The 13607-nt window shown below is 37.9% G+C and carries 6 protein-coding genes; all 6 read right to left on the reverse strand.

The features are described from left to right. Positions 1-10 precede the first annotated feature (10 nt). The 6 genes from BBI01_RS13805 to BBI01_RS13830 all read right to left on the reverse strand — a co-directional run bounded on the left by BBI01_RS13805 (position 11) and on the right by BBI01_RS13830 (position 13573). Positions 11-604 (reverse strand): GrpB family protein, encoded by a 594-nt coding sequence (locus tag BBI01_RS13805; RefSeq protein ID WP_065395244.1) that lies wholly within the window; start codon positions 602-604, stop codon positions 11-13. A 147-nt stretch (positions 605-751) separates the two neighbouring features. Continuing rightward, a complete protein-coding gene (locus tag BBI01_RS13810; RefSeq protein ID WP_002976436.1) occupies positions 752-1057 on the reverse strand; it encodes a DUF3467 domain-containing protein in 306 nt (101 codons plus the stop codon). An 87-nt stretch (positions 1058-1144) separates the two neighbouring features. Beyond that, entirely contained in the window at positions 1145-5410 is a 4266-nt protein-coding gene (gene rpoC, locus BBI01_RS13815) for a DNA-directed RNA polymerase subunit beta' (protein WP_065395245.1), read from the reverse strand. Positions 5411-5532: 122 nt separating this feature from the next. Continuing rightward, positions 5533-9354 (reverse strand): DNA-directed RNA polymerase subunit beta, encoded by a 3822-nt coding sequence (gene rpoB, locus BBI01_RS13820; protein ID WP_065395246.1) that lies wholly within the window; start codon positions 9352-9354, stop codon positions 5533-5535. Positions 9355-9808: 454 nt separating this feature from the next. Next, positions 9809-12406 (reverse strand): T9SS type A sorting domain-containing protein, encoded by a 2598-nt coding sequence (locus BBI01_RS13825; RefSeq protein WP_065395247.1) that lies wholly within the window; start codon positions 12404-12406, stop codon positions 9809-9811. Positions 12407-12442: 36 nt separating this feature from the next. Continuing rightward, positions 12443-13573 carry a phage tail-like protein gene (locus tag BBI01_RS13830; protein ID WP_123862150.1) on the reverse strand — a complete coding sequence of 377 codons (1131 nt, stop codon included), beginning with the start codon at positions 13571-13573 and terminating at the stop codon, positions 12443-12445. Between the last annotated feature and the right edge of the window lie 34 nt (positions 13574-13607).

The following is a 13607-nucleotide window of genomic DNA, read 5'->3' on the forward strand; positions in this document are numbered from 1 at the left end:
GAACTATTTATTATTTTTTTGAATACCATTTAAGGGCATTTTGCTCTTCTCTTTTGATAAACGGATCTTTTCCGTCATTATAATCATTACCATCAATCCATTCCATCTGACTGAGTTTTTCCTTTAATTGCTGATATTCTTCTTTAACTTTTGAATGAGACCGAAGATAGTCCCTAAAGGCAATGTGACGAAGCCAGTGTTCTGATGATGTTAGAATTGTATGAATATGTGCTATACGAAGCTCATGATTGTGTAGTTCTTTAGGAATTTCATCACCTGAATGAATAATTTCGGGAAAGTCTAGAGACAAGGGTTTATCTTTAAGTTTAATGAAAAAACGTCGGTAAGGCATTTCTTCGTTATACTTTTCATAATAAATACAATCCTGTCCCTGTAATAAAAGCGGAATATGATCTAATTCTGTTTCATTTTTCACACCGATCATAATATCAATAATCGGTTTTGCAGACAAGCCCTCTACTGAGGTACTTCCGATATGTTCAATTTCCGGGTGTAAGAAACCAATGCTTTTTTCCAGTTCTTTTTTAATGGATTCAAATTGTTCTTTCCAAACCGGATTGTATTTTTCAAAAGTAACTTTCATGGAAATTCTGGTGATTAACAAATATATGAAAAACCTCTGATAGAGCCATGAAAAGGAAATTTCAATAGTTTGAAAAAATTAAACTATAAATCACAAAAAAAATACCCCGGTAAAAACCGAGGTATCTTATTTATTGTAAGAAAAATCTTAAGCTTGTACGTTGTTTCCTCCTAATACGAAAGGCTCAACTTCTTTGATTTCTCCGAACTGCTGCTCGTAGTTAGCGATGTTCTGTTGAAGAGCGTTTAATACTCTTTTAGCATGAAGTGGAGCAAGAATTACTCTTGATCTTACTTTAGCTTGCTGAACACCTGGCATCAACTGAATAAAGTCTACTACAAATTCAGATGGAGAGTGGTTTACTAATGCTAAGTTAGCATAGATTCCAGCAGCTACCATTTCGTTTAATTCGATGTTGATGTTTCCGTCTTGTGGATTTTGATTGTTGTCCATTGTTATAAATTATGTTTTTAAAATTCGAAATTTGAGATTGTGAAAATATAAAAATAATTTCAAATCCCAAATTTCAAATCATTAAATTTAGTTAAGGTCTTCGAATTCTTTCTTAGAACCAACGATAACGTTCTGATACTCTTTAAGACCTGTACCTGCAGGAATTCTGTGTCCTACAATTACATTTTCTTTAAGACCGTTAAGATCATCGATCTTACCTGCTACAGCTGCTTCGTTTAGAACTTTAGTAGTTTCCTGGAAGGATGCTGCAGACATGAACGATTTAGTTTGAAGAGCTGCTCTTGTAATACCTTGTAATACTGGTGTTGCAGTAGCCGGTAAAGCTTCTCTTACTTCTACTAAAGCTTGATCTTCACGCTTCAATTTAGAGTTTTCATCTCTTAATTCTCTTGCAGTAATCATCTGACCTGGTTTGAATTCTTTAGAATCACCAGCATCTACTACTACTTTAAGACCGAATACTCTGTTGTTTTCTTCTAAGAAGTCATATTTGTGCTCAAGAGCTCCTTCAAGGAACTGAGTATCACCTCCATCCACGATAGATACTTTTGTCATCATCTGTCTTACGATGATTTCGAAGTGCTTGTCGTCGATTTTTACCCCCTGTAGACGGTAAACTTCCTGGATTTCGTTTACTAAGTATTCCTGAACAGCTGTTGGACCTTTAATTCTTAAGATATCGTCTGGAGTGATTGAACCGTCAGAAAGTGGCGAACCAGCTCTTACGAAGTCATTCTCCTGTACTAAGATCTGGTTTGATAATTTAACTAAGTAAATTTTTCTTTCTCCAGTTTTAGCTTCAACGATCAATTCACGGTTACCTCTCTTAATTTTTCCGTAAGAAACTACCCCGTCGATTTCAGTAACAACCGCTGGGTTTGAAGGGTTTCTTGCTTCGAATAATTCGGTAACTCTCGGAAGACCTCCGGTGATATCCCCTGCTTTTGCAGATTTTCTTGGGATCTTGATTAGGACTTTACCAGCCTTAATTTTTTCACCATCGTTTACCATTAAGTGGGCTCCTACCGGTAAGTTGTAAGCTTTTTGCTCAACTCCTTTAGAGTCTACCACCTTCAGGGTAGGTACGGCTTTCTTATTTCTAGATTCAGAGATTACTTTCTCTTCGAATCCTGTAGCTTCATCGATTTCTAACTGGAATGAAATACCCTGGATGATATCCTCGTATTCTACCTTACCAGAAGTCTCTGCAATGATAACCGCGTTATACGCATCCCACTTACAGATTGTATCTCCTTTTTTAACTTTATCACCTGGTTTTACAGATAATATTGAACCGTAAGGTACGTTAGCTACCATTAATGGAGTTCTAGACTCATTATCAGCAACTAATCTGAATTCCGTTGAACGAGAAACAACAACCTCAGTGATATTACCGTTTTCATCTTCAGAGCTAATAGTTCTTACCTCATCCATTTCAACGATACCATCTCTTCTTGCAACTATAGATGGGTTTTCAGAAACGTTACCTGCAGTACCCCCTTGGTGGAAAGTTCTCAACGTAAGCTGAGTTCCCGGTTCACCAATAGATTGTGCTGCAATTACTCCTACTGCTTCACCCATGTGGATTGTTTTACCAGTAGCTAGGTTTCTACCATAACATTTTGCACAGATACCTTTCTTAGCTTCACAAGTAAGTGGTGAACGAACTTCAACCGCTTCCAATCCTGCTTCTTCAATTCTCTTAGCTAATGCTTCGTTGATTACCTGATCTGCTTCAATAATGATTTCATCACTTTCAGGATCATAGATATTATGTAAAGAAACTCTACCTAAGATTCTTTCAGAGATTCTTTCAACGATCTCGTCATTTTTCTTAAGTGCAGTAACTTCTGTTCCTCTCAACGTTCCACAGTCATCTTCTGTAACGATAACGTCCTGTGCAACGTCTACCAATCTTCTGGTTAGGTAACCAGCATCGGCAGTTTTAAGAGCGGTATCCGCAAGACCCTTACGAGCACCGTGGGTAGAGATAAAGTACTCTAAGATGGAAAGACCTTCCTTAAAGTTTGCAAGGATCGGGTTTTCGATGATCTCCGCACCGGTAGAACCAGCTTTTTGCGGTTTCGCCATCAAACCTCTCATCCCTGATAACTGACGGATCTGTTCCTTAGAACCCCTCGCCCCAGAGTCAAGCATCATGTATACAGAGTTGAAACCACCTTGGTCAGTTTTCATTCTGCTCATGATCATTTCAGTTAATCCAGCGTTGGTGTTAGTCCAAACGTCGATTACCTGGTTATAACGTTCTGTATCGGTAATTAGACCCATGTTATAGTTAGCTCTAATTTCGTCTACAGTTTCAATTGAAGTAGCAATCATCTGCTTTTTCTCCACAGGTACTACGATATCTCCAAGAGAGAATGATAGACCTCCTTTGAATGCGTTTGAATACCCTAGATCTTTCATTGCATCCAAGAACTTCACTGTTGTAGGGAAATCTGTATCAGCAAGGATCTTACCGATAACGTTTCTCAATGATTTCTTAGTAAGAAGTTCATTGATATATCCTACTTGCTTAGGTACAATTTGGTTGAATAAGATTCTACCTACAGAAGTTTCGATCAATCTTGTTACGATTACTCCGTCTTCTTTCACTGGTAGTCTACATCTTACCTTAGCATTTAATGAAACTCTACCTTCTGCGTAAGCGATTTCCGCTTCTTCAGGAGAATAGAATGCAAGACCTTCACCTTTTACTTTCATCTCTTCTGTAGAGCTTAATTCTTTGGTCATGAAATAAAGACCAAGAACCATGTCCTGAGATGGTACTGTAATTGGAGAACCGTTTGCAGGGTTCAAGATGTTTTGAGAACCTAACATCAATAACTGAGCTTCAAGGATCGCTTCTGGTCCTAACGGTAAGTGTACCGCCATCTGGTCACCATCGAAATCGGCGTTGAATGCTGTTGTTACTAACGGGTGTAGTTGGATAGCTTTACCTTCGATCATCTTAGGTTGGAAAGCCTGAATACCAAGTCTGTGAAGAGTAGGTGCTCTGTTCAATAGAACAGGGTGACCTTTCATCACGTTTTCTAGGATATCATAAACTACTGGTTCTTTTCTATCGATAATTCTCTTCGCAGATTTTACTGTTTTTACAATACCTCTCTCGATTAGTTTTCTAATGATAAATGGTTTGTAAAGTTCAGCTGCCATATCTTTAGGGATACCACATTCGTGAAGCTGTAAGTTTGGACCTACAACAATTACCGAACGCGCAGAGTAGTCTACCCTTTTCCCTAGTAAGTTCTGACGGAAACGACCTTGCTTACCTTTCAATGAATCAGAAAGTGATTTCAATGGTCTGTTTGATTCAGATTTTACTGCAGAAGATTTTCTTGTGTTATCGAATAATGAATCTACTGATTCCTGAAGCATACGCTTCTCGTTTCTCAAGATTACTTCAGGAGCTTTGATCTCCAATAATCTCTTCAAACGGTTATTTCTGATAATAACTCTTCTATAAAGGTCATTTAAGTCAGAAGTTGCGAAACGTCCTCCATCCAATGGAACTAATGGTCTTAGTTCTGGTGGGATAACTGGAAGTACACGCATAATCATCCACTCTGGTCTGTTGATCATTCTTGTATTAGCACCTCTTAATGCTTCTACAACGTTCAATCTCTTAAGAGCTTCAGTTCTTCTTTGCTTAGATCCTTCGTTGTGAGCTTTATGTCTCAAGTCGAAAGACAATGCATCAAGGTCAATTCTCTTTAATAATTCTTCAACAGCTTCAGCACCCATTTTAGCGATGAATTTGTTTGGATCAGAATCATCAAGATATTGGTTCTCGATTGGAAGAGTTTCCATGATATCAAGATACTCTTCTTCTGTAAGGAATTCCATGTTCTCGAAATCAGAACCGTCTAATTTCTTAGCAATACCTTGTTGAATCACTACATATCTTTCGTAGTAGATGATCATATCTAATTTCTTAGAAGGAATTCCAAGAAGGTATCCGATTTTGTTTGGTAATGAACGGAAATACCAGATGTGTGCAATTGGAACTACAAGGTTGATGTGCCCGATTCTCTCTCTTCTTACTTTTTTCTCAGTAACTTCTACTCCACAACGGTCACAAACGATTCCTTTGTAACGAATTCTCTTGTATTTACCACAAGCACATTCGTAATCCTTTACAGGACCAAAGATTTTCTCACAGAATAGCCCGTCTCTTTCAGGCTTGTGAGTTCTGTAGTTAATAGTTTCCGGTTTTAAAACCTCCCCTCTTGAGTCTTGTAAAATAGACTCGGGTGAAGCTAAACCGATGGTTATTTTATTAAATCTACTTGATTTATTTTTATTTGACATAATTTTTTTTAGATTTTAGATTTCAGATTTCAGATTTCAGACGAAATCATCATTCCAAATTCAAGGATTATAAAATTCTTAGAGTGTCATAGTCTGACATCTTGTGTCTGACATCTGATATCTTACTCCTCTAATCTTACGTCTAATCCAAGTCCTTGTAACTCGTGAAGTAATACGTTGAATGATTCTGGAATACCTGGTTCAGGCATAGATTCACCTTTCGCAATTGCTTCATAAGTTTTTGCTCTACCAATCACGTCATCCGACTTCACAGTCAAGATCTCTCTCAGGATGTTAGATGCACCGAATGCTTCAAGTGCCCAAACCTCCATCTCTCCGAATCTCTGACCACCGAACTGAGCTTTACCTCCTAACGGCTGCTGAGTAATCAATGAGTAAGGACCGATAGAACGTGCGTGCATCTTATCATCAACCATGTGTCCTAGTTTCAGCATGTAGATAACACCCACTGTAGCTGCCTGTGTAAATCTTTCTCCGGTACCACCATCATAAAGGTGAGTGTGACCGAATTTAGGAAGACCTGCTTTCTCAGTGTACTCAGTAATCTGATCAAGAGTTGCTCCATCAAAGATTGGCGTAGCGAACTTCATTCCTAATTTCTGACCAGCCCATCCAAGAACTGTTTCATAAATCTGTCCGATGTTCATACGAGAAGGTACCCCTAGTGGATTCAATACGATATCTACTGGTGTTCCGTCTTCTAGGAATGGCATATCTTCTTCACGAACGATTCTTGATACGATACCTTTGTTACCGTGACGTCCTGCCATTTTATCTCCTACATTCAGTTTACGTTTCTTAGCGATGTAAACTTTAGCCAACTTCATGATACCTGCTGGAAGCTCATCTCCGATTGAAATTGCAAATTTCTCACGGTTTTTAACTCCCTGAATGTCGTTATATTTGATTTTGTAATTGTGAATCAATTGTTTGATCAATTCATTCTTGTCAGCGTCAACTGTCCAGTCTGCACCACTAACGTTTACATAATCTTCAACTGATGTTAATAACTTGTGAGTGAACTTCACACCTTTACCGATGATTTCTTCATCAAGGTCGTTTTGTACCCCTTGAGAAGTTTTACCGCTTACCAGTGTATTTAATTTTTCAATTAAAGTGTTTCTCAACTCGTCAAACTTAGCCTTGTAAGTGTTTTCAATTTCTTCAAGTTTAAGTTTTTCTTCAGTTCTTTTCTTTTTGTCTTTAATGTTTCTAGAGAACAATTTCTTGTTGATAACAACTCCTCTTAGTGAAGAGTCAGCTTTTAATGATGCGTCTTTTACATCACCAGCTTTGTCACCGAAGATAGCTCTAAGAAGTTTTTCTTCAGGAGTCGGGTCAGATTCACCTTTTGGAGTAATTTTACCAATCATGATATCTCCAGGCTTCACTTCAGCACCGATTCTGATCATACCGTTCTCGTCAAGATCTTTGGTAGCTTCTTCAGATACGTTTGGAATATCTGCTGTAAGTTCTTCCATACCTAATTTAGTATCACGAACTTCCAGTGAATATTCATCTACGTGGATTGAAGTAAACCAGTCTTCACGTACAACTTTTTCGTTGATTACGATCGCATCCTCGAAGTTGTATCCTTTCCAAGGCATGAACGCTACTACTAAGTTTCTACCAAGAGCCAATTCTCCTTTTTCAGTAGCATAACCGTCGCAAAGTACTTGTCCTTTCTCCACTACATCACCTACTCTTACGTTTGGTCTTAGCGTGATTGTTGTACTCTGGTTAGTTTTTCTGAACTTAGTAAGTTTATATGTTTTAGTAGCAGACTCGAATTGTACTAAATCTTCGTCTTCGCTTCTTTCATATTTAATAACGATTCTGTCAGCATCTACGTACTCTACAGTACCTGTACCTTCAGCGTTAATTAAGATTCTAGAGTCTCTTGCAACTTGTTGCTCAAGCCCTGTACCTACAACCGGAGCCTGTGGCTTCAATAGAGGAACGGCCTGACGCATCATGTTAGATCCCATCAATGCACGGTTCGCATCATCATGCTCCAAGAATGGAATTAATGAAGCGGAAATACCAGAGATCTGGTTTGGTGCAACGTCAATAAGGTTAACCTGAGCTGGCTCAACTACTGGGTAGTCACCATCCAATCTTGCAATAATTCTGTCTGTTAAGAAATCACCATTATCACTCAATTCAACGTTTGCCTGAGCAATTACTTTGTCTTCTTCGTCTTCTGCATTAAGGTAAATAGGATCAGCGTTAAGATTAATCTTACCATCTTCTACTTTTCTATATGGAGTTTCGATGAAACCAAGGTTGTTGATTTTAGCATAAATACCTAAAGATGAAATCAAACCGATGTTTGGTCCTTCCGGAGTTTCAATCGGACAAATTCTTCCGTAGTGAGTATGGTGAACGTCACGAACCTCGAAACCTGCTCTTTCTCTTGATAAACCACCAGGTCCTAGTGCAGATAATCTTCTCTTGTGAGTGATCTCTGATAGAGGGTTGGTTTGGTCCATGAACTGAGATAGCTGGTTGGTACCGAAGAACGAGTTAATAACAGATGTTAAAGTCTTAGCATTAACAAGGTCAAGTGGAGTAAAGATTTCGTTATCTCTAACGTTCATTCTCTCCTTGATTGTTCTTGCAATTCTTGAAAGACCTACTCCGAACTGTCCTGCTAATTGCTCACCAACAGTTTTAATTCTTCTGTTTGATAAGTGGTCGATATCATCAACCTCAGCTTTAGAGTTTACAAGCTCGATTAAGTGTCTTACGATTGCAATGATATCTTCTTTTGTAAGAACTTCAGTTGTAGTTGGGATGTTAAGACCTAACTTTTTGTTTAGTCTGTAACGTCCTACTTCACCTAAAGAGTATCTCTGCTCAGAGAAGAATAATTTTTCAATGATTCCTCTTGCAGTTTCCTCATCTGGTGGATCTGCGTTTCTTAACTGACGATAGATGTACTCTACTGCTTCTTTCTCAGAGTTCGTAGGGTCTTTTTGTAATGTATTCTGGATGATAGAGAATTCATTGCTGTTTTCTTTGTGAATCAGGATAGATTTCACACCAGCATCCAAGATAAGATCTAAGTGTTCTTTTTCAAGAATAGTCTCTCTATCTAAGATGATTTCGTTTCTTTCGATAGAAACTACTTCACCTGTATCTTCGTCTACGAAGTCTTCGAACCAAGTGTTCAATACTCTCGCAGCCAATGTTCTCCCTTCCACTTTTTTAAGTGCCGCTTTAGAAACTTTCACTTCTTCAGCAAGGTCGAAGATCTGAAGGATGTCCTTATCAGATTCGTAACCGATAGCTCTTAATAAAGTTGTTAATGGTAACTTTTTCTTACGGTCGATATACGCATACATTACGCTGTTGATATCTGTTGTAAATTCCATCCAAGATCCTTTGAAAGGGATAATTCTTGAATAGTAAAGTTTGGTTCCGTTTGCGTGGTAAGTCTGTCCGAAGAATACACCCGGAGATCTGTGTAACTGAGTTACGATTACACGCTCTGCTCCATTGATAATGAATGAACCAGAAGGAGTCATGTAAGGAACCGGACCTAAATATACATCCTGAACCACTGTTTGGAAATCTTCGTGTTCCGGGTCAGTACAGTACAATTTAAGTCTTGCTTTTAGAGGAACTGAATAAGTAAGTCCTCTTTCCACACACTCATCGATTGAATAACGTGGAGAATCTACCAGATAGTCTAAGAATTCTAATACGAATTGGTTTCTTGAATCCGTAATTGGGAAATTCTCTTGGAAAGTCTTGTAAAGAGCTTCTGTCTTTCTGGCTTCAGGAAGTGTATCAAGCTGGAAAAATTCTCTGAAAGACTCAATTTGGATATCCAAGAAGTCTGGAGTGATGATTTTTCCTTTCGCTGATGAGAAATTAATTCTCGGATTTCCTTGAGTTGTTGATTTTGTTTTACTCATAAAACTTTTAAGAAAGGGTTAAAAAATATTTTGATTCATTTAAAAATATCAGGAATAGAATAAAGAAAGGAGAGAAAAGATAAAAGACCTTAAATATTTGGCGCTATTAGAAATAGTCTTCATTCTTTTTTCTTAATTCTTAGGATCTTATTCCTAACTGCAACACTGGTATATCTTTTCACAGCGTAATGCAAAATATTTTTCTTACTTTTGAGACGGTATTACCCGTAATATCTACAAACACGAAATCTCTCCCATGTTATTACACAATGAAAGAGTTGATTTTCAGTATTTTATAAATTTACAAACAATTTTTCGCGCCAAAAGAGGGGCAAAGATACAAAAATTTATTCACAATTACAAATAAATCGTCCTCATTTTGAGCGTTTTAAAACATAAAAAGGGCTGTTCATTACTGAGCAGCCCTTATCCATATTAGGTTTTACTATGTTTTTTATCGAACAATAATTTTATAAGATTTCACCGTTGATTTCGTTTCAATCTTAATGATATAAATTCCTGCAGGTAATGAAGAGGTATCAATTCCTGTACGCGCTGTAAATTTATCGGTCTTAACCACTTTTCCTTCTGTTGAGAATAAAGTATAAACACCTTTTTCTACAGATGAAATTACAAGATTCTCACCTGCTTTTACAGGGTTTGGATATATTTTAATATCGTTAGCTGCTCCGGCAATTTCTGTAGCATTTGTAATTTTAGCAGAAGCTGCAGCTGTTTTCAGTAAGGTTGCGTATGGAGAAAGTGGAGAGTTTGGAGCTCCTCTTTTTACAAGATCAGTGTCTACCACTGCCTGAATACCGTCCTTATCCTGATCATCAATCGTAGAAATAAATCCACCCCCTAACGTATCCAAATTACCTTTTCCGATCAGATAAAGATCAAGGTCTACTCCATTTGACATTACATCAAGGAAATCAGGTTTGTCATCCCCATTTGTGTTTCTGATGTTATATTTCAACACTCCGGAATCAGGGAAAGTTTCAAGGATATCTGCAATACCATTTTTACCAACCGCAACGGTATTATCGATAATACCGTTACGATCTGTATCGATCTGATTAATTATCGAGGTTGGAATTCCGGATTCAAAAAGATCAAGAATGCCGTCATTATCGGAGTCCAGATCAAGATAATTCGGAACTGAGTCTCCAAGCACCGAAGTAATTATAATATTTCCTTCTGAATCATCATCCTGGAACTTACCATTATGATCAAAGTCTTCAATACTATCAGGAATACCATCATTATCAGAATCCATATCACAAGCGTCTACAATACCGTCTCCGTCTGTATCTAATGCCGGAGATTTATCATTTACCACTGTACATCCTTCTGCACAATCAGGAATACCATTACCGTTGTTATCTATACTATCATCTCCTCCCGGGCAACGATCGAAGCAGTTTGGAACGCCGTCATTATCATCATCTTTACTTGCAAAAGCGTTATAGATATAATAGTTTTGAGGAATACGAACTGCTGTTCCGCTATTGAAAGTAATCTTCATACGATTGAAAGGTCGTGTAGCTTTACCGCCTACATAGAACTTATTAGAATTTGTTGTAAAGAAGTTCCCACTAATCAAGCTTCCTGAACTTGTAAAGGTATCTGTTGCTGTATTTCCGTTGTATAATGTTACTGTAATATTTTCCAGAACACTTACTCCGAGAAGATTCCCTGCTTTTTCTACTGTAAAGCCAGCCATTGTATTTGCAGGCAACATTGAATTGCTGCTTACTGTTGTATATGCCGAGAAAATACTGAAAATAGAAGCTGCCGGCACCGTTGCTGTTGCATAATTAGAAGGGTTATTATCCACAATTGCTCCAGGATTTACCATTTTAGCTAAAATAAGACCTATAAATCCAGGTCCTGATGTCCAGCTTCCTCCTGTCACTAGATTTCCGAGCACAGCTGAACCGCTTGTCTGGATTTTATCATCACATTCACAAGATATAGGTTCTTCAAAGGCATAAAATACTTTAAGTGCTCCCAGATTAAATCCAATGGTCTGGGTAATTTTCAGTCTTACTTCATTAAATGGTTTAGTGGTCGTAAGTGTCAATTTTTGTTTTCCTGAACCATAGCCAAGAACTTTAATATTAATCAAGCCGCCTCCATCAGACAATTGCCTTGACTCCTGACGTTCACCGAATAAGTAAGTTTCAATAGTTATATTTTTCAAAAATTCTGCACTTAATAATTTCCCCTGATCGTCGGGCTCTATTACAAAACCTGTTCTGTTGCCTGCAGGATACACTTGGTTTTTATCCAAAACACCTACAGAATAAGATCCTAAAATTCCAATCGGAAGAACTATTTTTCCGAAAGAATTTTTATTTCCGTCTCCTATATTTTCTTTGTTTTCAACATAGGAAAGGGGTGCCAGAAAACTGCTGTCACCAGAAATATTACCATCTACTCCACTTCCCGCAATGATGTCATCACAAATACCATTATTCTCTGTGGGTACTTTAGTGGGATCGAATGCAAATGCGTAATATACATTCATGGAACTGAATATGGAAAGAACATTAGTCTGATACAATCTCACTTCGTCAAATCCTTTTGTTGTTTTAAAGTGCAGGAAAATTCTGTTTTTCGCTCCTCCGAATGCTGGCACGGACAATAAAGTACTGTTAGTTGTGGTTTCCTGAAGAACTCCATTTTTATACGTACTGATTCTTAACGAATTTAAAAGTGCAACTGTGATAAAACTTGTTCCCAGATCAACATTAAATCCAGTAATATAACCGGCTGGATATGATGTATTGTTATTTTTAACAGATATACCGTTTCCACTCACAAGGGAGGCGAAGTTCCCCATATTTACCTTATTATCCAGGTTGGCATCCACCACCGGATTCATACTTCCATTGTAACATGCTAGGCAAATTCCTGAATTATTTACAGGTTTCGCTTCTACTCCCATCCCTCGGATAGGCTCATAGCCTTGCTGCGCAAATACTACCACTGACAACACCAGTGTCATAAGCATTGCAGCTAATTTCTCGAATAATTTTCTGGTCATTTCTTTTTTATTTATTTGGTTTGTGTTTATTATCAATTAATACAATGGTTTCCATGATGTCCCATTACAACCTTCATGTACATGAGCGGTAACATTATAGCGAATAGCTCCTTCATCTGCGGCTGTACATGAAGAAGACGGGCTGGAGATTCCTTTGATCTGAATTGCCGCTCCTGTAGCCGTATCTGCCGTAGGGATCATATTAACTCCCAGAATAGCATTAGTAGTATTACCTTTATTAAAAAAGACATGCGCTTTATTAGCGTAAACTGTTTGTCCTGCTAATGCTGTTCCTGTAAACCCAACCGTCATCGCTTCTACTCCTGAAGCATTGCCTGCTGTACCAATAGCAATATTATTGGTAGAAGCAGTATTACCTGTTCCGATAACAATTCCGCCATTATTCGTGTTGCTATTTCCAACCGTGAGACCTGTAATTCCTGTCACAATGTTTGAGTTTCCGAGCACAAGATTATTGGCTCCAGTTGCAGTATTGGAATTACCGATTACTTTAGCACCATTATTTGCCTTATTTGATAATCCGATAGCTACTGCGGGAAAATTGCCTTGAGCAGAAACTGTATTATCTTTACCTAATGCGACATTGGATGATGTACTGTTTGTCAAAACATTATTGGAACCCCATGTGAATGAAGCAAAAGAACCTGTTGTACTATTAGAGTTTCCACCTTGCAATGTTCCATTAACATCCAGTATTCCTTTTACATTCTTTTGGGTAGCAAACACTAAATTCTGTCCATCACTTGTTCCCAGATAATTTCCAGTAGAAATATCTGTACCCAAAGAAACCGCCGCCGCTGTTGTCCCGGCATTTCCCACCGTTCGCCAATTGTCATTTAAATTCCCCCATTTTGTACCATTGAAAAAGTAGTATCCCGGAGTCACTACATCTACAGTTTGACCTGTTGGCGATGATTCAGCTGCGGTGACATATACAATTGCCCCTGTCTGAGCAGTTGTATAATTCTTTGCTTTTAGCTGTATTCCTGTAAGTCTTGGTGCAATAACACCATCCAATTTGTTAATATCTAATGGAGATCCCACTACATCAAGAGTAGTTTTAGGATCATTTGTTCCGATCCCAACTTGAGCGGTTAAAGAAAGACCAAAAGACAAAAGTGTTAATGTGAATAATTTGTTTTTCATTACTAGTTGATATTTGTTGTTTTTTTGTGTGTGT

Source organism: Chryseobacterium artocarpi (assembly GCF_001684975.1).
In the GTDB taxonomy this organism is placed as follows: Bacteria; Bacteroidota; Bacteroidia; order Flavobacteriales; family Weeksellaceae; genus Chryseobacterium; species Chryseobacterium artocarpi.

Excerpts from the sequence above, each read along its gene's own strand:
- BBI01_RS13830 (WP_123862150.1), bottom strand. The coding sequence starts at position 13,573 with ATGAAAAACAAATTATTCACATTAACACTTTTGTCTTTTGGTCTTTCT.
- rpoB (WP_065395246.1), bottom strand. The coding sequence starts at position 9,354 with ATGAGTAAAACAAAATCAACAACTCAAGGAAATCCGAGAATTAATTTC.
- rpoC (WP_065395245.1), bottom strand. The coding sequence starts at position 5,410 with ATGTCAAATAAAAATAAATCAAGTAGATTTAATAAAATAACCATCGGT.
- BBI01_RS13810 (WP_002976436.1), bottom strand. The coding sequence starts at position 1,057 with ATGGACAACAATCAAAATCCACAAGACGGAAACATCAACATCGAATTA.
- BBI01_RS13825 (WP_065395247.1), bottom strand. The coding sequence starts at position 12,406 with ATGACCAGAAAATTATTCGAGAAATTAGCTGCAATGCTTATGACACTG.
- BBI01_RS13805 (WP_065395244.1), bottom strand. The coding sequence starts at position 604 with ATGAAAGTTACTTTTGAAAAATACAATCCGGTTTGGAAAGAACAATTT.